Source organism: Mesonia hippocampi, from assembly GCF_014197445.1.
GTDB classification, from domain to species: domain Bacteria; phylum Bacteroidota; class Bacteroidia; order Flavobacteriales; family Flavobacteriaceae; genus Mesonia; species Mesonia hippocampi.
This window is the reverse complement of record NZ_JACIFO010000006.1, coordinates 12,987-32,620: the sequence shown is the minus strand read 5'-3', so window position 1 is coordinate 32,620 and position 19,634 is coordinate 12,987. Positions and strand designations below refer to the sequence as shown.

Here is a 19,634-nt window from a genome sequence, read left to right as displayed (position 1 = left end):
GCCATCATGAAAAATAAAATCTTATTCATATTCATTACCTGTCTAATGGTTTTTAGTGCTCAAGCACAAATAGACCGTTCCCAAATGCCAAAACCTGGTCCCGCTCCTCAAATTAATTTGAGTCAACCAGCCTCTTTTACGCTTAAAAACGGATTAAAAGTTATGCTTGTTGAAAACCATAAACTCCCTAGAGTTCGTGCTACTTTACTAATAGATAACAAACCGCATGCTGAGAACAACAACATTGGCACTAAAGATATTTATAGCGCAATGATGGGCAACGGAACCACAACCTATAGTAAAGATGAGTACAACGAGAAAATAGACTTCATGGGAGCTTCTATTGGTTTTGGCGAAGAAAGCGCTTACGCCAGCTCGTTATCTAAGTTTTTCCCAGAAGTACTAGCTTTACTAGCCGACGGAATAATAAATCCTGTTTTTACACAAGAGGAATTTGACCAACAACAAGAACGCATTATAGAAGGTATAAAATCTGGCGATAAAAGTGCACAAGTTATTGCAGGAAACTTAAGTTCTTATTTAGCTTATGGAAAAAACCACCCTTACGGAGAATTTGCCACAGAAACTTCGATACAAAACATCAAACTTGAAGATGTAAAAGCTTATTACAATACTTACATTTCTCCTAAAAACGCATACTTAGTACTTGTAGGAGACATCCGCCTAAAAGAAGCTAAAAAACTTGTAAAAAAGCACTTCAAAAACTGGAAAGCTACCAATGTTCCAGAAAACGCATTACCCGCACTTCCTAAAATAGCAACAACACAATTAAATATTATCGATGTTCCTAATGCGGTACAAAGTGAAATTCGCGTTCAAAACACCATCGATTTAAAAATGAGCGACCCAGACTATTTTGCAGTACTTGTTGCAAACAATATTCTTGGAGGATCATTTGGAAGCTACTTAAACATGAATCTACGTGAGGAACACGGTTACACTTACGGAGCAGGAAGTCGTGCTTCTGCCGATAAATATGCTAGTCGTTTTTATGCATCAACTAGCGTACGAAACGAAGTTACCGATAGTGCTGTAGTACAAATATTCAAGGAGATTGATAGAATAAAAACAACACCGGTAGCCACAGAGAAGCTTACCAATGCGAAAGCTAAATTTGCAGGAGATTTTGTACTTAAACTAGAAAAACCTTCTACCATTGCTAGCTATGCGTTGAATATTAAAACCAACGATTTAAATGAGGATTTCTACAAAAACTTCCTTAAAAACATTAATGCCGTTACTACAGAAGACATCACCCGAGTAGCCAACAAGTATTTTAAAACCAACAATATGCAAATTGTTATTGCTGGAAAAGGAAGCGAAATAGCACACAACTTAGAAAACATGAAAATAAACGGTAAAAAGCTTCCTGCTTTTTATTATAACAAAGAAGGCGAAAAAGTTAAACGCCCTGTTTTCTCTAAAAAAATACCTCAAGGAACTACCCTTACTAGCGTTCTCGACAAATATATAAATGCAATTGGCGGAAAAACGGCTATCGATAAGGTTGATAACGTAACAATGCAAGGTGGAGCACAAATTCAAGGAATGGCTTTAACCTTCGACATTAAGCAAACAAAAGATGGGAAGTCGCTCCAATTAGTAAAAATGAACGGGATGACAATTAGTAAAAATGTTTTTAACGGAAGTACTGGATATGCCGAAGCCCAAGGACAAAAAGTAGCCTATACAGAGGAGCAAAATAAGAGCGCTAAAGATCAATCTGGATTATTCCCTGAGCTAAATATTACTTCAGAAAAATCTAAACTTTTAAACATTGAAGCTGTAGAGGGAAAAGATGCTTATGTTGTTCAAGTAAATGAAAACACTAAAAACTATTACGACACTAAAACTGGATTAAAAATTCAGACTAAAGTTACTATGTCTCAAAACGGACAAAGCTATGAGAGCATTACTAAATATGGTGACTATCGTGAAGTGAATGGTGTTTTATTCCCACACAACCTTAAAGTAAATATGGGACCAGAAACCATCGATATTAAAATAATTGAAGCACTAATAAATCAGAAAATTTCTGATAGCGAATTTAATTAAACCCATATCGTACATATCATAAAAATAGGCGGCTTTTTAGGAGGCCGCCTATTTTTTTTATAATTAATTCATTTTATATTTTCTTTTTTTATTGGCTAAAAATACGCCTAGCAAAATTACCACTCCCGAAATTACTTGCCATCCGTTAAAAACTTCTCCGTCTAACAGCCCCCACATAAGTGCCACAACAGGAATTAAATACGTAACCGATGTTGCAAAAACAGGTGTAGATATTTGCACCAATTTATTAAATAAAATTTTTGCAATACTTGTTCCTATTAAAGCTAAAATCATGATATAAAAAACGGAGGTTTGCATGGTTTCATTCACCAACAGCTCTTTAGAAAAGAAACCTGAATATGCCAATACCAATAAGGCTGGAAAAAATAAAACTACAAAACAACCGGTAGTAATACTCAACGCAGGAACTTCCTGTAAATGTCGTTTAATAAGGTGTACATTGGTAGCATACATGGTTGTTGCCACAAGTGGCAAAACAGCATAAATTAAATGCTTGCTTTCTCCTACCTCTGCACCTGACAAGATTAAAGCTGTAGAACCTATAAGCCCAATAAAAACACCTATGGTTTGCTGTTTGGTAGACCTGACTTCAAATACTAAAAAACCAATAATTAACGCCAGAATAGGCACTGTAGAGTTTAAGATAGACACAATACCACTATCTACTTCTGTTTCTGCAAAAGCAAATAAAAAAGCTGGAAAAAATGTTCCTAAAGATGCCGAAAGAGCAATCCACTTCCATTTATTCGCAGGAATTTTCTTTAAACTCTTATAGCCTATTATTAAAATAAAAAGCGCTGCTAAACATGTTCTTAACGCTCCTAATTGCAATGGCGATAAACCCACCAGACCTTTCTTTATCAAGATAAAAGAGCTACCCCAAACAATAGACAGACCAATAAGGTAAAACCATTTTTTTTCTATACGCTGCATAGTGTTTTCTATTTTGAGTCAAAAAAACAACTATTTTATGGGTTTGCATAATTATTTCCAGCGAATCGTTTCCATGATATGACGAGTATCGCGTTGCAAGTATGCTGCTGCAGGTAATATAGAGTCGAAGTTAGGTTTTACTTCAAAATAAACAGCTCCTGTAATAAAGTGTTTTACGCTATCGGTTAAATAAAATTGTGCTTGTGAAGCGGCATCGCCTTTTACCATATAAAAGGTACCGTATGTTTTATGTTCTGGATTAGCATAAATAGAAGGTAAAATTTCATCGGCCTTTACCGTGTGCTGTAAAGGTAAATTTTGAGCATCTGTTAATAGTTGAGTAAGGTTATTTTCTACCGGCATGTAGGTAAGATAGATGGTTCCGTTTAGCTTAGGATAGGTTATATCGATCCAACAATGCCTAGCTACTTTAGATGGTTTTATTGTAGCCATTTTTTTATTAACCTCGAAGGTATAAGGGCAAGTTCCTGTTGTATTGGCATAAATTGGCTCTGGATAATTAAGTGCTAAATAAGCGTTTGGTTTAGGTTGTACGTTGTCTTGGCAAGACCAAACACATATCATCAAAAAAAGAATAGCTATATATTTCATGCCTCAGAAGTTTCGCTTATAGGGGTTCTACTTACTTTTAGTTGTTTTACACGGCGGTTGTCAATAACTTCGATGGTAAAGGTATAATTTCTAAAACTTATTTTTTCATTTCGTTTAGGAAACTTCCCCGAAATTTCTAGTATAAAACCTGCCAAAGTTTCGGCTTCACCTTTATGCTCTTCAAAAACCGAATTATTTGATAGTTTTATTATTTTATAAAAATCCTTTAACGTTGTTTTCCCTTCAAATATAAAATTATTTTCATCTAGTTTAGAGAATATTATATCCTCATCGTCAAACTCATCGCTTATATCGCCTACTATTTCTTCTATAATATCTTCTAAAGAAATCAACCCGCTTGTTCCGCCGTATTCATCTACTACAATTGCCAAATGATTTTTTTTCGTCTTAAAATCATTCAACAAATCGTCTAACTTTTTGTTTTCTGGCACAAAATAAGGTTCTCGGATAAGGTTTTGCCAGTTAAGGTTTGCTTCGGTTAAGTGTGGTAATACATCTTTTATGTATAAAATTCCTTTGATATTATCTAGGTTATCTTCGTATACAGGAATACGAGAATATCCGTTTTCTACAATTTCTGTTAACACCTCGGTATAACTTTGGTTAATTTCCAGCGCAAAAACATCCATCCTTGGTTGCATTACTTGTCTGGTTTCTGTATTCCCAAAGGAAATAATTCCTTGTAGAATTTTTTGTTCCTCCTGTGTAGTATCTTCTTGGCTTGTTAATGCTAAAGCTTGCGAAAGTTGATCGACCCCTATATGTGATTTCTGCTTTCCTAAACGCGCATGTATTTGGGCGGTTACATAGCTCATAGGCAAACTTACCATCGCGAACAATTTATCCAATGCTGCTAGTGGATACGCCATAAAGTAAGCAAATTTCACATTATTACGACTGGCATATACTTTTGGCAAAATTTCACCAAATAGCAAAATTAAAAAAGTTACCACGACAACTTCTACAAGAAAACGAAGGTTAACGCCAAAAAACACCGTATTTAAGCTACCAAAAAAGTGTTTCCCAAGAGAGTCGAACAATAAAATTACCGCAATATTTACAAAATTATTCGCTACTAAAATAGTTGCCAAAAGTTTTTTAGGTTTATCTAATAAGCGAATTAGCAGTTGTTCTTTTGGAGTGTACTTATTAGAATCGGTATTAAAATCGGTTGGTGTTAATGAAAACAAAGCTACCTCTGAACCCGATATTAAGGCAGAGGCTATAAGTAGCACAAATAGTAGTACTACACCCGAAATTTCATAAAAACCTAAAGATAATAATGTTATAAAACTGGAAGGGTCAGGATCCAAAGGTCAAAAAGTTTAAGTTTTTAAAATGGTAAATCATCATCGTCATCCTGATTTACTGCAGGAGCCGATGGGGCTTGGGGTTGTACTTGATTTGATGGCTGATTGGCAGGAGTATTCATCCCGCTACTTTGCTCTTTTGGAGTTAAAAACGTAAAGTCTGAACAATGAATCTCTGTAGAGTAACGATCGTTACCGCTATCATCTGTCCACTTTCTAGTTTTTATTCTTCCTTCAATATATACTTTATCTCCCTTTTTAAGGTATTTTTCACAGATTTCTGCAGCTTTATTTCTTACCACAACATTATGCCACTCTGTATTACTAACACGCTCTCCTGTTGTTCTATTCATATACTCCTCGTTAGTTGCTAAAGGAAACCTCCCTATACAACCTCCGCCTTCGAAATAATGCATTTTTATATCATCTCCTGTATGCCCAATAAGCATAACTTTATTTAATGTTCCTGCTGCCATAATACTATGTTTTAAGTAAATATAAACAAAAATTTTAACTTACCCGTTTTTAGAATTAATAAATTTTTCCATTAAAACGGGGACTGCAAATTTCACCAACTCCTGTTTGTTAACTATTTGCTGTGTATTTTGGATGTTTTCGGGTAGTTTTTTTACTTCTACACACCAAAATATTGCCCATATTTTCTGATGCGAAAGTACGTGTTTTATTGGGTTTTCATTCCATCTTTTTATACTTTGAAGTACTTTTTTTTCATTATCCAACAGAGCGGTTTTCTTTATTTCGGCTAGCGTTAAATTATGTTTACTTTCTATTAAAGGAAATTGATACAGATGTTGCCATATATCTTTTTCAACTCGTTTTTGCAATAGCATTTGCCCTTTTACATCTTGAAAAACCAAAAAGTTAAAAAAGCGCTCTCTTACTTTCTGCTTTTTTAACTTTACAGGTAACTCTCCTGCTTTATTTTGCTGAAAAGCTATGCAGTTAGACTGCACAGGACAGGTTACGCATTGCGGATTTTTAGGTTTGCAGTGTAATGCACCAAACTCCATTATTGCTTGGTTGTATAATCCTGGAGATTTTTCAGCTAACATCTTTGTAGCTAACGCTTTAAATTGCTTTACTCCTTCGGTAGAATTAATAGGGGTTTCTACACCAAAAAAGCGAGACAATACTCTATATACATTTCCATCTACCACAGCTACAGGCTCATGATAAACAATAGAGGCAATTGCACTAGCCGTATAATCGCCTACACCTTTTAGTTTTTTTAAATCTTTATAATTATTAGGGAATATTCCTCCAAAATTAACACTTACCACTTTTGCTGTATCGTGTAAATTTCTAGCACGAGAATAGTAACCTAAGCCTTGCCATAGTTTTAATACCTTTTCTTGCGAAGCCTCTGCCAAATCATGCACTGTAGGAAACTCCTCTACAAAACGCAAATAATAAGGTAAGCCTTGTGCTACACGCGTTTGTTGCAACATAATTTCGCTTAACCAAACAAAATAAGCTTCTGGTTTGTTACGCCATGGTAAATCTCTTTTATTTTCATTATACCAATTAAGTATAGATTTACTAAACATTATTACAAGTGTTTCTTAAAATGCAATGATAATGGTTTACTAGCTGATGCCCTATGTTTATATTATTTTTTATATCTTTAAGCTATGCAGAAAAATTTATCCTACACACCAAGTAATTACGATTTCTATACCATTATAGCATCGTTTACTGCTATAATAATTTTAACAGCCCTTTTTATCCCACTAATTAATAATTTCTCTTGGTTAACCATAGGAATTTTTGCAGCAGTAGCCTTATTGATATTACTTGCTTTATTACAAACACCTTTATCTTATAAGCTAACCCCAGAAGGACTTTATATTAATTTCCTTATAAAAAAACAATTTATTCCTTATAACGATATTAAAGAAGTAAAAAAGGCAAAACCCCATAAAGGCAGTTTCGCATACAGTACTCAAGGTGTTTTTGGCTATTTAGGAAAAACACAAGACGGAACAAGATCTTTCTCTACACATCTTAAAAATAACATTTTAATAAAAACAAAAAACAAAAACTACTTAATTAGCCCTAAAAATATAAATTATTTTTATGATAAAATGAAACACTATAACAATATCTAATTGATTTTAACTTAATAAACAACAAAGATGATTTATCAGGTTACTATTTAACCGCTTAGATTTATTTTATTGAAATTAAATAGTATATTTGCCCCTCGAAAAGAAATAACCCTATATAAAAAATTGCACGATGACGAAAGCAGATCTAGTAAGCAGCATCTCTGAAAAATTAGGAATGGAAAAAGGAGATGTTCAAGCAACAATTGAGTCTTTTATGGAGGAAGTAAAAACTTCACTAGAAGAAGGAAACAATGTTTACTTGAGAGGTTTTGGAAGTTTTATTATAAAAACTAGAGCCGAGAAAACAGGTCGTAATATCTCTAAAAACACAACCATTAAGATACCTGCACACAATATTCCTGCTTTTAAACCTGCTAAAGTTTTCTTAGAAGGAGTAAAAAGCAACGTAAAAGTAAAATAGATTATTAACTAAAAAAACATTTAGCTTATGCCAAGTGGTAAGAAAAGAAAAAGACATAAGGTGGCTACTCACAAACGTAAAAAAAGAAGAAGAGCTAACCGCCACAAGAAAAAGTAGTCTTTGCACTACTTTTTTTCTTTAAAAAACGTTCATTGACATAGAAGCCCAAAACAAAGGCTTCGACAGGAAAACCCTGTGATCAATATTATCTAATCCATCTATACTTGCCTATGTAGGTATGGATAAAAATCTAATACGCATGAATAAAGAAATGATTATTAGAACAAATTCCTCTGCTATTGATTTTGCCTTACTTAAAGATGGAAAATTAGTCGAATTGCACAAAGAAGACGAGGAAAGAAATTTTTCTGTTGGTGACATATACCTTGCCAAAATACGAAAATCTGTTCCAGGACTTAATGCCGCATTTGTAAATGTAGGCTACGAAAAAGATGGTTTTTTACACTATCATGATTTAGGTCCTCAAGTCGCTACTTTGTTAAAATTTGTAAAACGTGTAAGCACAGGTAAATTAAAAGATTACTCACTTAAAGATTATGCCTTAGAAACAGACATTGATAAAGATGGCAGCATAAACAATGTCTTAAAAGCAAACCAATCTATCTTGGTACAAATAGTTAAAGAACCTATTTCTACCAAAGGCCCAAGAATAAGCAGCGAGCTTTCTCTTGCCGGAAGATACATTGTATTGGTTCCTTTTTCAGACCGTATCTCTGTTTCTCAAAAAATAGAAGATAAAGAAGAAAAAAACCGATTAAAACGTCTTGTAAAAAGTATTAAACCCAAAGGCTTTGGCGTTATTATACGCACCGTAGCCGAAGGCAAAAAAGTAGCCGATCTCGATAAAGACCTCCAAAACCTAGTAGACCGTTGGACCTCTATGTGTAAAAAACTACACAAAGCACACCTACCCTCTAAAGTATTAGGAGAACTAAACCGAGCAGGATCTCTGCTTAGAGATATATTTAACGATAGCTTTACCTCTATCTGCGTTGATGATGAAACACTCTATACGCAAATAAAAGATTACGTAGGAGAAATATCTCCCGAAAAAGAATCTATCGTAAAACTTTATAAGTCTAAAACCCCTATTTATGAAAAATACGGGATTGAAAGGCAAATAAAAACAGCATTTGGTAAAACCGTATCTATGAGTAAAGGCGCTTACTTGGTTATAGAACACACAGAAGCAATGCATGTAATTGATGTAAATAGCGGAAACCGAAGTAACAAAGCCAAAACCCAAGAAGAAACAGCCCTAGAAGTAAACCTTATAAGTGCTTCTGAAGTTGCTAGGCAATTACGATTGCGAGATATGGGCGGGATTATTGTAGTTGATTTTATAGACATGAATGATGCCGAAAACCGAAAAACACTCTACAATCATCTACGCGAAGAAATGAGCGATGACAGAGCAAAACACAAAATATTACCTCCAACAAAATTCGGGCTTATCCAAATTACAAGACAACGAGTTAGACCAGAAATGAGTATCAAAACAAGAGAAAGCAACCCCAATAAAGAAGGGGAAATAGAAGCTCCTATTGTTTTGATTACAAAAATTACGGCCGACTTACAAAAACTTATAAAAAAAGGACATAAAAACATTTCTTTAAGTACACATCCTTTTATTGCTGCCTATTTAACAAAAGGATTACCATCACCCAGAAACAAATGGTTTTTTGACCATAAAAGATGGGTGAAAGTATCACCTAGAGATGCTTACACATACCTAGAATATCATTTTCATGATAAAGATGGCGAAATGATAGCGTTATAATTTTAAAAACCCGTTGTTTAAAACAACGGGTTTTTTTATACCTTATTTTTAGTATCTTCGAGCTACAAAACATGAGCACCTATAAAACATATACTGTAGAAGAAGCCACCGCCAAGCTTATGCGCTATTGTGCATACCAAGAACGTTGCCATAAAGAAGTAACCCAAAAACTCACAGAAATGCGCATGACACCCCTGGCGCAAGAACACATTATCACAAAGCTTATTTCCGATAACTTTCTTAACGAAACACGTTTTGCAAAAGCCTTTGCTCGTGGGAAATTTAGAATTAAAAAATGGGGGAGATTACGTATTCTAAGAGAATTAAAACTTAGAGAGGTATCCAGTTATAACATTAAAGAAGCATTAAAAGAGTTTACCGAAAATGAATATCTTGAAAATTTTCATCAGCTCGCTGACCAAAAAATACAACAAGTTAAACACCTACCGTATCTAAAGCAAAAACAAAAACTAATGGATTACCTTGTCTATCGCGGATACGAAAAACCCCTTATTTATGAAAAGCTTCAAGAGCTAGATTATAAAAAATAAACCTATTCTTTTTTATTTTCTTCTTCTTTATCTTTTTTTATATCATCGCTACGTAACTCATGGGTTAGCTCATTATACTTCCCTTCAAGCTCATCTAAGGTTGTTTTTTTCCACATAGAGACTTTCATGAGGTAAGAAGCTCTCCCAATAAGATGCGCACCTACAGGTGCCGTAAGAATTATAAATAAGATTATGGCTAAAACCCGAGAGGTTATCGACAAATCTTCAAAATAAATAGCTGCACTAATTAAAATAAGTCCCACCCCTAAGGTTACCGCTTTTGTAGTTACCGATATCCTCAAGTATGCATCTGGCATTCTTACAAAACCTATAGCGGCAAGCAAAATAAATAACGCTCCTGCTGTTGATAGTATGACAATAAAGATATTACTCATTTTGTTGTTCTTTTTTTTCTAATATTTTTTTAGCACGTACTCGTTTTCCTAAATAATAAGAGAAAGCAATGGTACTTAAAAATGCAATAAGTCCTAATATCATAGCGATATCTAGAAAGGTAGACTGATCGTAAACAATACTATAAATAGCAATAATAGTTATTCCTATAGTGATAAGTAAATCTAAAGCTACCACCCTATCTATAATACTAGGCCCTACTAAAACACGGTAAAACACTAATAAAACAGAGATGGCTAGTACTGGTAAGATGATATAATATAAGTATTCCTCTATTGTCATTATCGTAATATTTCTAGTAATCGTTTCTCAAATCCATTTTTTATACTCTTGATAAATTCCTCTTTATCAGAAATATACATTGCGTGTATGTATAATACTTTTTTATCGTGCGAAACATCTAAACTTAACGTACCTGGAGTGAGTGTTATAAGGTTTGCCAATAAGGTTATTTCTAAATTTGTTTCGGCATCTAATGGTACAGAAACAATACCTGGCTTCATATAGAATTTAGGCGTAATAACATCAAAAGCTACTTGTAAGTTTGCTTTTATTAACTCGTAAAAGAAAAAAAAGACGAAAGCAATAAGCTTTGGGATTATTTTAAAATATTTTGCACTTTCTTTCCCTCTAGTAACCAAATACATGATAACAAAACTAAGCACAAAGCCAAACACATAGTTGGCAAACTGGAAATCTCCTGTTATGGCAACCCAAATAAAGGTAAGTAGTATGTTTGATAAAAACCTATTCTTCATGTTAATTCCTGTTAGTCATTACAGCATCTATATACTGTTTATGGTTAATCAATTCATCGGCTATACGTGTAGATAATTGTTGGATATGCTCTGCCCCGAAACCAATATACAAACTTACCAAAGTTAGTAAAACAATAGGAGCTATAAATTGTATTCGTCTAGAAATCCATAATTTATCAAAATATAAAAAATGTGATCTTTCTGGGAGCTCTGCGTCTTTTTTCCAAAAAGCTTCTGCCCATAATTTAGCCACTACAATTAAAGTAAGTAAGCTTGCAAAAACCACCATTCCTACTACCAAATAATTTTGTGTATCGTAAGCAGCTAAAAACAATGATATTTTCGGCCAAAAACCAGACAATGGCGGTATTCCTACTAATGAAAGTAAAGGTATAAGCATCAATAAACTTAATTTAGGATATTTATCGTAAAGCCCTCCTAACTTATCTAACTGTACGGTTCCTTTTATACGATAAATTAAACCACTTATCATAAACAAGTTGGTTTTTATTACAATATCGTGAATGAGGTAAAAAACAGCTCCTGCTAGTGCAACTTCTGTAAACATTGCTAAACCAACTATCATAAAACCAATATGGCAAATAATAAGGTATGAAAATACTTTACGCAAGTTTTTTTGAACTAAAGCTCCTATCCCACCACTAAACAAGGTTAAAACCGCAATAACGATAAGTGTTTCTTGAAGAAAGGAATCTCCTAAAAACACCAAACTAAAAATCCTAATAAGTGCATAGACTCCTACCTTTGTTAACAATCCACCAAAAATAGCTTGAACCGCAGACGGTGGTGTATGGTAAGATGCAGGAAGCCAAAAATACAGTGGAAAAACTGCAGATTTAATCCCAAAACCAATTAAAAACAAAATAGCAGCTACATCTACAAGTGTTTTATTTTCTAACTTAGGTACAAGCACTGCCAAATCCGCCATATTCAATGAGCCGGTAAGCCCATATAACACGGCAATGGCAGTAAGAAATATTATAGAAGCAAGAAAATTTAGTGTAAAATATTTTACAGCACCTTCTATTTGTGCTTTTTCTCCCCCCAAGGTTATTAATACAAACGAGCTAATAATAATAATTTCAAACCACACATAAAGGTTAAAAATATCGCCAGTTAAAAAAGCTCCTATAAGTCCTAATACTAAAAAGTGAAAGATTGAGAAATATCCAAAACGAATCCTTGCGGGAATAATTGAAGCTGAAGAATAACAAGATACCGCCAAGCCTGCCAACGAGGTAAGCAAAACCAAAGTTGCAGCAAAAGCATCGGCAACAAAAGTAATCCCAAAAGGAGCAGCCCAGTTACCTGCTTGCATGGTTTGTGTACCTTGAGTAAGTACCTGATATAGTAGCATTCCTGAAAAAACTAAGCCTACAATGCTACCTACTATACTAATAATACGTTGAAGGTTTACTTTTCCCCAAGCAAACATCAATACAATACTCAAAAAGAGCTGTAATAATAAAGGATAAATTAATAGTTGTTGCATCATACTTCTTCGTCGGTTGCTTTCATTTTATCTAAATCGTCTGTTTTCACCACCTTATATGCTCTTTTTACCAAAATAATAGCAAAAGATTGTAACCCAAAACTAATTACAATAGCGGTTAATATTAAGGCTTGCGGTACAGGGTCTGCGTATATATCAGACAATAATTTTTCATGTTCTCCAATAATTGGTGGGCTTCCTTTTGTAATTCTTCCTAGAAGGAATATAAGTAGGTTTGCCCCGTTTCCTATAATAATAAGCCCTAAAATAAGCTTTACTAAGCTGCGTCTCATCATCATATAAAGACCCGCTGCATACAATAATCCTGTTATAATTGCTAAAAGAAACTCCATATTAAGCCGATTCTGAAATGGTTATGATAATAGTTAACACCACCCCTTGTACTACAATATACACCCCTATATCAAAAAACAATGCGGTTCCGATAGCGCCTATTACAGGGATGGGATACTCTAACCAAAGTCCTGTCATGAAAGGCTCTCCAAAACCTAACACAGGCAAAAGTCCACTTAAAAAAGCAATTGCCAAACCTAAAGGCATTAGAAAACCTGGGTGAATTTTTAGTAGTTTTTTGGTGTCTTTTAGTCCATTTGCAAACGCATGGAGCACAAAAGCAATAGAAGCTATAAGTCCTCCTACAAAACCTCCTCCTGGAAGGTAATGCCCTCTTAGCAAAATAAATATAGAGAACAGCAGTAATATTGGCAATAAATAATTAGATGCTGTTCGTAAAATTATTGTTTTCATTCTCTTTTATTTTTTTAGAAGAAATGTATTATTTCTGTTCTCTTTCATGTCCTCGCAAACGTAATTTAAGCAAGGCAAAAACTCCTATTGCTGCAATTGCTAACACAGAGATTTCTACCATAGTATCTGTCCCTCTAAAATCTACCAGAATAACATTTACTACATTTTTCCCGTGAGCCAGAATGTATGCATTCTCTGCATAAAACTTACTAATTTCTTCATTTACAGGTTGTGCTAACACCTCTAAAGCAAGTACGCTTATTAATCCTCCAAACGAACAGGCTAAAATTCCATCACGAATACGCTGTTTATAATCTGAAAGCACTAAGTATTTTGGCAATCGGTATAACACTAATACAAATAAAATAACGGTTAACGTATCTATGGCAAACTGAGTCATTGCTAAATCTGGAGCGCTGTAAAAAACAAACAACAGGCATATTGCATAACCAATAACTCCAGAAGCGGCTACAGCGGCTAAACGAGATTTAGCAAAAATTGTAAAAAATATAGCTCCTACCATAATTACCAAAACAACCACTTCGTAAACTGTAAGTTTAGAGAAAGAGCTATAATCTATAACATAGCTAGTATCCTGCAATAACCTATATGCCATAAGGATTACGGCAACAAATATAATTACAGACACATAATTACGTAAGTATCCGTTTTGGAAAACACGTGTCCACCAACCAGAAAAAGTTTCAAAAAGGCTTATGAGTTTCTCTATAATGCTCTTAGGCGAAACAACCTCTAGTTTATTAGAAAAACTTACCAATTTATCTGTTGGCTTTAACAGAAAATACAAGAGTAAACCTCCCACTATAGTGGTTACACTTAAAGCTAAAACAGGAGTAAAACCATGCCATATTTTCAAATGAATATCCGAAGCATCTATTGCTACAGAGCTTAATATAGGCTTAATTAAGCTATCTTGAATTAGGCTTGGTACAAAACCAAAAACAATACCTAAAGAAGCTAAAATTACCGGCGGAAGCCATAATCTTATTTCGGGGGTTTTTGTCATTTCAAAACGTTCTGGCAATTTCCCTAAAAAGGGTTTTACCCCTACCAAATACCCTGCATAAGAAATAAAAATATTGGTAATTACAGCCAAACTTGTAAGCAGCACAACATTATTAGGCAACTGCAAAGTTCCTTCATATATTAAATCTTTACCTATAAAACCTATACTTGAAGGAATTCCGGCATTAGACAAGGCTGCCAGAAAACCAGCAATAGCCACAGGCAACATTATTTTTTTTAATCCTGCCAACACTGAAACATCTCTAGTTCCTGTGCTTAAATCTATAGTTCCAGTTACTAAAAACAACGTAGCTTTATAAAGCGCATGTACCAATATAAATACGGCTGCTGCTAAAAGTGCTTCTTTAGTTCCTAAACCTATTAAAAACACTAATATACCTAATGCCGATATTGTTGAATAGGCTAAAATTCCTTTTAAATCTTTTCTAAAAATAGTATGTATAGCTGCATACAGCATTGTTATACCGCCAAACAGCATTAAAGTTGTATTCCAAAATGTATTATCACCTAATACTGGTGTTAACCTAAAAAGTAAATATACACCTGCTTTTACCATAGTTGCTGAGTGCAAATATGTTGATACCGGTGTAGGTGCTTTCATAGCGCCTGGCAACCAAAAATGAAATGGGAACTGTGCCGACTTTGTAAACGCTGCACCAAAAATAAAAATGGCAATAAGAATATATAATGGACTCGAAGCAATTAATGCTTTCTGATTTACCATTTCTGATATCGTATACGTATCGGCAACTATTCCTAGTATCACAGCTCCTGCAAGCAATAATAAACCTCCTATCCCTGTTATTCCTAAAGCCCATAAAGCAGATTTACGCGAAGCCTCACTTTTATTATTAAATCCAATAAGAAAAAAGGAGCTAATACTGGTTAATTCCCAAAACAGGAAAAGCGACATGATATTATCTGAAAGTACCAAGCCAAGCATGGCCGCCATAAAAATGCTTAAATATCCATAAAAACGATCAAGGTAATCGTTATTTTTAAGATAAGCCGAAGTGTATAAGAAAACTAAAAAACCTATTCCTGTAATAAGAAGAGTAAATAAGAAGGCCAGCCCATCTAACCTAAAACTTAAATTAACGCCAAAAGAGCTCACCCAATTATAATGCTGCTCTATAACCTCTCCCGCAGCAATTGCTGGAAAAAATTGCGCAAAATAAATAAATAAACCTAAAGGTAATAAGGCAGGTAAAAGTTGTAGTTTGGTTTTCACCCACTTCCCTATAAATAATAGAAGTATAGAAAATAAAATTCCGGCGAGTATAGCTATTAGCATAAGTGTTTAATCTTCTTCACAAATATAATGGTAAAAATAATTATTTCCTGATTTTAAAAACACTCAAACGCCAGTTTAACAACTTCATAACATTTAAAAAAGCAAAAAGCTTTCTTGGAAAAACCCAAGAAAGCCTTTTTATATGATATCGCAAATTGGTTTAGTCTGCTAAAACAATTGCTTTATTATTGTTTATTTCTAAAACTCCTCCTGAAATAGCAAAACGATAACGATTGTCTGCATCTTTTTCTACAGAAGTTTCAAATTGCATATTGGTGGTCACTTTCACAAATCCGCCAGTTAATACAGATACAACAGGGGCGTGATTGTTAAGCACCTGAAACTCTCCGTTAATTCCTGGAACAGAAAAAGATTCTACTTCGCCTTTTAAAACAACTTTTTCTGGAGTTACAATTTCTAAATACATCTTTTTCAGTTATATGTTAAAAATAACAAGATTTTACTTTTCTTGTAGGCTTTTTATGCTTCTGCCAACATTTTCTCTCCGGCTTCGATTGCTTCCTCAATCGTTCCTTTAAGGTTAAATGCAGCTTCTGGCAAATGGTCTAATTCGCCATCCATAATCATATTAAAACCTTTTATAGTATCCTTAATATCTACCAATACTCCTTTTAACCCTGTAAATTGCTCTGCTACATGGAATGGCTGAGATAAGAAACGTTGTACACGTCTAGCACGTGCTACGGCAAGCTTATCTTCTTCAGATAATTCTTCCATACCAAGAATTGCAATAATATCTTGTAGCTCTTTATATCGCTGTAAAAGCTCTTTTACACGTTGTGCACATGCATAATGATCTTTTCCTAAAATTTCTGGCGTTAGAATTCTCGAGGTAGAATCTAATGGGTCTACCGCTGGATAAATACCAAGCTCGGCAATTTTACGCGAAAGTACCGTTGTTGCATCTAAGTGAGCAAAGGTAGTTGCTGGTGCTGGATCTGTTAAATCATCCGCTGGCACATATACTGCTTGTACCGATGTAATAGAACCTCTTTTTGTTGACGTAATACGCTCCTGCATTGCTCCCATTTCAGTTGCTAACGTCGGTTGGTATCCTACCGCAGATGGCATACGTCCTAATAAAGCTGAAACCTCAGACCCTGCTTGTGTAAAACGGAAAATGTTATCGACGAAGAAAAGTACATCCTTTCCTTGTCCATCTCCTGCTCCATCACGGAAATATTCTGCAATAGTAAGTCCTGAAAGTGCCACACGTGCACGTGCTCCAGGAGGCTCATTCATCTGTCCGAATACGAATGTCGCCTTAGATTCTTTCATTACATTTTTATCTACTTTCTGAAGATCCCATCCACCTTCTTCCATCGAGTGCATAAAATCGTCTCCGTATTTTATAATTCCAGATTCTAACATTTCACGAAGTAAATCGTTCCCTTCACGAGTACGTTCTCCAACGCCCGCAAATACAGATAGACCTCCGTGTCCTTTTGCGATGTTATTAATAAGTTCCTGGATAAGTACTGTTTTTCCTACTCCTGCACCTCCAAACAATCCAATTTTACCTCCTTTTGCATACGGCTCAATAAGATCGATTACTTTAATCCCGGTAAAAAGCACTTCTGTAGAAACAGATAAGTCTTCAAACTTAGGCGCTTCACGGTGTATTGGCAAACCTTTATCTCCTGCTTTAGGAAGGTCTCCTAAACCATCGATAGCATCTCCAGTTACATTAAACAGTCGTCCATATACATCATCACCTATTGGCATTTGTATTGGGCTTCCTGTAGAAACAACTTCGGCTCCTCTGCTCAAGCCATCGGCAGAATCCATTGCTATTGTGCGCACTGTGTTTTCTCCAATATGAGTTTGAACTTCTAGAATAAGTTTACTACCATCTTCTCTGGTAATTTCTAATGAATCGTAAATTTTTGGTAATTGGGTATTCTCTGTGTTAAACTCAACGTCAACAACAGGACCTATAATTTGAGAAACTCTACCTGTAACTTTAGACATTATCTAATTGTTTAGTTTATAGTTTTTAATGCTAGAAAAAAGCCATAACTTTTTCGGCTGCAAAGATAGATTTTTTTCCGCAAAAAACCACCTGTAATTCTTAATTTTTATTTTCTTCCTATTCTACGGTTACCGATTTTGCTAAATTTCTAGGCTGATCTACGTTTTTACCTAGCATTAGAGCAATATGATATGATAGTAATTGTAACGGAATAGTGGTTACTAATGGTGTAAAAGCTTCTATGGTATCTGGTACTTCTATTACATAATCTGCCAGCTCTCTCACAGCCACATCACCCTTGGTTACCACGCCAATAATCCTACCGTTTCTAGATTTTATTTCCTGTATATTACTAATTACTTTTTCGTAATGTCCTTTTTTAGTAGCAATAACCACTACTGGCATTTGCTCATCTATCAAGGCTATTGGGCCGTGTTTCATTTCTGCTGCTGGATAGCCTTCTGCATGTATGTAGGAAATTTCTTTTAACTTTAATGCTCCTTCTAATGCTACAGGAAAATTAAAACCTCTTCCTAGGTATAAGAAATTAGCAACATCTTTATATTTTTCTGCAATTAACTCAATGTGCTCATTTGATTTTAATGCTTCTGCTACTTTTTCTGGAATTAACGAGAGTTCCTGTAAATGCAAGTGCAACTGCTCGTTTGTAATACTTCCTTTTGCTTTTGCTACTTTTAAGGCAATTAAGCTTAATACTGTAATTTGAGTTGTAAAGGCTTTGGTAGATGCCACTCCTATTTCTGGTCCTGCATGGGTATATGCTCCTGCGTGAGTTTCTCTAGAAATTGAAGAACCTACTACATTACATACTCCAAAAACAAAAGCTCCTTTTTCTTTTGCTAATTTTATTGCCGCCATTGTATCGGCTGTTTCTCCTGATTGAGAAATAGCTATTACTACATCGTCTGGATAAATAACCGGGTTTCTATACCTAAACTCTGAGGCATATTCTACCTCGACAGGAATTCTTGCGAAGTCTTCAAAAAGATATTCTGCCACCAAACCTGCATGCCATGAGGTTCCGCAAGCTACAATTATAATTCGTTTCGCATTAGTAAATTTCTCAAGGTTATCCTCTACTCCTGCCATTCGGATAATACCTTCATCTACAAGCATCCTTCCTCTATAGGTATCAGAAATTGCATCGGGTTGCTCGTAAATTTCTTTCAGCATAAAATGGTCGTAACCGTTTTTTTCTATTTGCTCTAAATTCAACTGAAGTTCTTGCACGTATGGCTCTACTTCAGAATCTGATTTTATTTTTCTAACTTTAACTCCTTTTTCTCTTTTGATAATTGCCATCTCGCCATCTTCTAAATAAATGGCATTGTTGGTATATTCTATAAAAGGAGAGGCATCTGAGGCTACAAAATATTCATCTTCTCCTACACCAATGGCTAAAGGACTTCCTAGTCTTGCCACCACCAGTTCATTTGGTCTAGTTTCATCAAAAACAGCAATAGCATAAGCACCAATTGCTTGATTTAAAGCCACCTGAACTGCTTTTCCTAGCTTAAGGTTTTCACTTTTCTTAACATCTTCGATAAGGTTAACTAAAACTTCTGTATCGGTGTCTGATTTAAAGGTGTAGCCTCTATTTTCTAATTCTTTACGAAGGGCATCATAATTTTCGATAATTCCGTTATGAATTATAATTAATTCTCCCGAGTTAGAAACATGTGGATGCGAGTTTACATCGTTCGGAACACCATGAGTTGCCCAACGTGTATGCCCAATTCCTAATTTCCCTTTACGCGAAATTTCTTGAGCTGCTTTTTTTTCTAAATCAGCAACTTTTCCTTTGGTTTTACTCACTTGAACTTGTTTACTCTCTTCGTCGTAAAGAGCTACCCCAGCACTATCGTAGCCACGGTACTCTAATCGCTGCAAACCTTTTACAATTATTGGGTATGCTTCACGGTTTCCTATGTATCCTACTATTCCACACATA

20 protein-coding genes are annotated in these 19,634 nt (G+C 34.8%); 5 read left to right on the top strand and 15 right to left on the bottom strand.

The features are described from left to right. The first annotated feature begins 6 nt into the window (after nt 1-6). Nucleotides 7-2,076, top strand: a complete 2,070-nt coding sequence (locus GGR32_RS07925) for a M16 family metallopeptidase (RefSeq protein ID WP_183477667.1) — start codon at nt 7-9, stop codon at nt 2,074-2,076. A gap of 63 nt (nt 2,077-2,139) precedes the next feature. Here the strand turns inward: GGR32_RS07925 and GGR32_RS07920 are convergent, their stop codons facing one another. The 5 genes from GGR32_RS07920 to mutY are packed head-to-tail and all read right to left on the bottom strand — an operon-like array spanning nt 2,140 to nt 6,541. Continuing rightward, nucleotides 2,140-3,030: a DMT family transporter gene (locus GGR32_RS07920; RefSeq protein WP_183477666.1), complete on the bottom strand. Its 891-nt coding sequence runs from the start codon at nt 3,028-3,030 to the stop codon at nt 2,140-2,142. 51 nt (nt 3,031-3,081) lie between these two features. Continuing rightward, complete coding sequence (gldD, locus tag GGR32_RS07915; RefSeq protein WP_183477665.1) at nt 3,082-3,642, bottom strand: gliding motility lipoprotein GldD; 561 nt, start codon at nt 3,640-3,642, stop codon at nt 3,082-3,084. Further along, nucleotides 3,639-4,976: a gliding motility-associated protein GldE gene (locus tag GGR32_RS07910; protein ID WP_183477664.1), complete on the bottom strand. Its 1,338-nt coding sequence runs from the start codon at nt 4,974-4,976 to the stop codon at nt 3,639-3,641. Before GGR32_RS07910 ends, gldD begins: the two co-directional genes overlap by 4 nt. 20 nt (nt 4,977-4,996) lie before the next feature. Then, entirely contained in the window at nt 4,997-5,449 is a 453-nt protein-coding gene (locus tag GGR32_RS07905; RefSeq protein WP_183477663.1) for a single-stranded DNA-binding protein, read from the bottom strand. 39 nt (nt 5,450-5,488) lie between these two features. Next, nucleotides 5,489-6,541 (bottom strand): A/G-specific adenine glycosylase, encoded by a 1,053-nt coding sequence (mutY, locus tag GGR32_RS07900; protein WP_221403707.1) that lies wholly within the window; start codon nt 6,539-6,541, stop codon nt 5,489-5,491. Between the two features lie 84 nt (nt 6,542-6,625). On the opposite strand from mutY, the gene GGR32_RS07895 reads away from it, so the two are divergent. From GGR32_RS07895 to GGR32_RS07880, 4 genes are all read left to right on the top strand, one after another. Beyond that, complete coding sequence (locus GGR32_RS07895; RefSeq protein ID WP_183477662.1) at nt 6,626-7,102, top strand: PH domain-containing protein; 477 nt, start codon at nt 6,626-6,628, stop codon at nt 7,100-7,102. 130 nt (nt 7,103-7,232) lie between these two features. Beyond that, nucleotides 7,233-7,523: an HU family DNA-binding protein gene (locus tag GGR32_RS07890; RefSeq protein ID WP_183477661.1), complete on the top strand. Its 291-nt coding sequence runs from the start codon at nt 7,233-7,235 to the stop codon at nt 7,521-7,523. Between the two features lie 259 nt (nt 7,524-7,782). Next, the gene (locus GGR32_RS07885; protein ID WP_183477660.1) at nt 7,783-9,324 is read left to right on the top strand and encodes an Rne/Rng family ribonuclease; all 1,542 of its coding nucleotides are present in this window, start codon (nt 7,783-7,785) and stop codon (nt 9,322-9,324) included. A gap of 71 nt (nt 9,325-9,395) precedes the next feature. Continuing rightward, nucleotides 9,396-9,875: a regulatory protein RecX gene (locus GGR32_RS07880; protein WP_183477659.1), complete on the top strand. Its 480-nt coding sequence runs from the start codon at nt 9,396-9,398 to the stop codon at nt 9,873-9,875. Nucleotides 9,876-9,877: 2 nt separating this feature from the next. Here the strand turns inward: GGR32_RS07880 and mnhG are convergent, their stop codons facing one another. The 10 genes from mnhG to glmS all read right to left on the bottom strand — a co-directional run bounded on the left by mnhG (nt 9,878) and on the right by glmS (nt 19,633). Then, nucleotides 9,878-10,270 carry a monovalent cation/H(+) antiporter subunit G gene (gene mnhG / locus GGR32_RS07875; protein ID WP_183477658.1) on the bottom strand — a complete coding sequence of 131 codons (393 nt, stop codon included), beginning with the start codon at nt 10,268-10,270 and terminating at the stop codon, nt 9,878-9,880. Further along, nucleotides 10,263-10,571, bottom strand: a complete 309-nt coding sequence (locus tag GGR32_RS07870; RefSeq protein WP_183477657.1) for a cation:proton antiporter — start codon at nt 10,569-10,571, stop codon at nt 10,263-10,265. Before GGR32_RS07870 ends, mnhG begins: the two co-directional genes overlap by 8 nt. Next, nucleotides 10,571-11,047 (bottom strand): Na+/H+ antiporter subunit E, encoded by a 477-nt coding sequence (locus GGR32_RS07865; RefSeq protein ID WP_183477656.1) that lies wholly within the window; start codon nt 11,045-11,047, stop codon nt 10,571-10,573. Before GGR32_RS07865 ends, GGR32_RS07870 begins: the two co-directional genes overlap by 1 nt. A gap of 1 nt (nt 11,048) precedes the next feature. Next, on the bottom strand, nt 11,049-12,563 hold the full coding sequence (locus tag GGR32_RS07860) for a proton-conducting transporter transmembrane domain-containing protein (RefSeq protein ID WP_183477655.1): 1,515 nt from the start codon (nt 12,561-12,563) through the stop codon (nt 11,049-11,051). Beyond that, nucleotides 12,560-12,913 (bottom strand): Na+/H+ antiporter subunit C, encoded by a 354-nt coding sequence (locus GGR32_RS07855; RefSeq protein WP_183477654.1) that lies wholly within the window; start codon nt 12,911-12,913, stop codon nt 12,560-12,562. The genes GGR32_RS07860 and GGR32_RS07855 overlap by 4 nt, the downstream gene beginning before the upstream one ends. Nucleotide 12,914: 1 nt before the next feature. After that, nucleotides 12,915-13,328, bottom strand: coding sequence for a Na+/H+ antiporter subunit B (locus GGR32_RS07850; protein ID WP_183477653.1), 414 nt, complete (start codon nt 13,326-13,328; stop codon nt 12,915-12,917). Nucleotides 13,329-13,356: 28 nt separating this feature from the next. Then, on the bottom strand, nt 13,357-15,669 hold the full coding sequence (locus GGR32_RS07845; protein ID WP_183477652.1) for a putative monovalent cation/H+ antiporter subunit A: 2,313 nt from the start codon (nt 15,667-15,669) through the stop codon (nt 13,357-13,359). Nucleotides 15,670-15,829: 160 nt separating this feature from the next. Then, a complete protein-coding gene (locus tag GGR32_RS07840) occupies nt 15,830-16,096 on the bottom strand; it encodes a F0F1 ATP synthase subunit delta/epsilon (RefSeq protein ID WP_183477651.1) in 267 nt (88 codons plus the stop codon). 53 nt (nt 16,097-16,149) lie between these two features. Continuing rightward, on the bottom strand, nt 16,150-17,661 hold the full coding sequence (gene atpD, locus GGR32_RS07835; protein ID WP_183477650.1) for a F0F1 ATP synthase subunit beta: 1,512 nt from the start codon (nt 17,659-17,661) through the stop codon (nt 16,150-16,152). 118 nt (nt 17,662-17,779) lie between these two features. Further along, entirely contained in the window at nt 17,780-19,633 is a 1,854-nt protein-coding gene (gene glmS / locus GGR32_RS07830) for a glutamine--fructose-6-phosphate transaminase (isomerizing) (RefSeq protein ID WP_183477649.1), read from the bottom strand. Between the last annotated feature and the right edge of the window lies 1 nt (nt 19,634).

What these genes read in the sequence shown, in the direction of transcription:
- atpD (WP_183477650.1), bottom strand. Translation starts at nt 17,661, where the DNA reads ATGTCTAAAGTTACAGGTAGAGTTTCTCAAATTATAGGTCCTGTTGTT.
- GGR32_RS07880 (WP_183477659.1), top strand. Translation starts at nt 9,396, where the DNA reads ATGAGCACCTATAAAACATATACTGTAGAAGAAGCCACCGCCAAGCTT.
- mnhG (WP_183477658.1), bottom strand. Translation starts at nt 10,270, where the DNA reads ATGAGTAATATCTTTATTGTCATACTATCAACAGCAGGAGCGTTATTT.
- gldD (WP_183477665.1), bottom strand. Translation starts at nt 3,642, where the DNA reads ATGAAATATATAGCTATTCTTTTTTTGATGATATGTGTTTGGTCTTGC.
- GGR32_RS07925 (WP_183477667.1), top strand. Translation starts at nt 7, where the DNA reads ATGAAAAATAAAATCTTATTCATATTCATTACCTGTCTAATGGTTTTT.
- GGR32_RS07920 (WP_183477666.1), bottom strand. Translation starts at nt 3,030, where the DNA reads ATGCAGCGTATAGAAAAAAAATGGTTTTACCTTATTGGTCTGTCTATT.
- GGR32_RS07885 (WP_183477660.1), top strand. Translation starts at nt 7,783, where the DNA reads ATGAATAAAGAAATGATTATTAGAACAAATTCCTCTGCTATTGATTTT.
- GGR32_RS07850 (WP_183477653.1), bottom strand. Translation starts at nt 13,328, where the DNA reads ATGAAAACAATAATTTTACGAACAGCATCTAATTATTTATTGCCAATA.
- GGR32_RS07905 (WP_183477663.1), bottom strand. Translation starts at nt 5,449, where the DNA reads ATGGCAGCAGGAACATTAAATAAAGTTATGCTTATTGGGCATACAGGA.
- GGR32_RS07855 (WP_183477654.1), bottom strand. Translation starts at nt 12,913, where the DNA reads ATGGAGTTTCTTTTAGCAATTATAACAGGATTATTGTATGCAGCGGGT.
- GGR32_RS07860 (WP_183477655.1), bottom strand. Translation starts at nt 12,563, where the DNA reads ATGATGCAACAACTATTAATTTATCCTTTATTATTACAGCTCTTTTTG.
- GGR32_RS07870 (WP_183477657.1), bottom strand. Translation starts at nt 10,571, where the DNA reads ATGACAATAGAGGAATACTTATATTATATCATCTTACCAGTACTAGCC.
- GGR32_RS07840 (WP_183477651.1), bottom strand. Translation starts at nt 16,096, where the DNA reads ATGTATTTAGAAATTGTAACTCCAGAAAAAGTTGTTTTAAAAGGCGAA.
- GGR32_RS07865 (WP_183477656.1), bottom strand. Translation starts at nt 11,047, where the DNA reads ATGAAGAATAGGTTTTTATCAAACATACTACTTACCTTTATTTGGGTT.
- mutY (WP_221403707.1), bottom strand. Translation starts at nt 6,541, where the DNA reads ATGTTTAGTAAATCTATACTTAATTGGTATAATGAAAATAAAAGAGAT.
- GGR32_RS07895 (WP_183477662.1), top strand. Translation starts at nt 6,626, where the DNA reads ATGCAGAAAAATTTATCCTACACACCAAGTAATTACGATTTCTATACC.
- glmS (WP_183477649.1), bottom strand. Translation starts at nt 19,633, where the DNA reads ATGTGTGGAATAGTAGGATACATAGGAAACCGTGAAGCATACCCAATA.
- GGR32_RS07845 (WP_183477652.1), bottom strand. Translation starts at nt 15,669, where the DNA reads ATGCTAATAGCTATACTCGCCGGAATTTTATTTTCTATACTTCTATTA.
- GGR32_RS07890 (WP_183477661.1), top strand. Translation starts at nt 7,233, where the DNA reads ATGACGAAAGCAGATCTAGTAAGCAGCATCTCTGAAAAATTAGGAATG.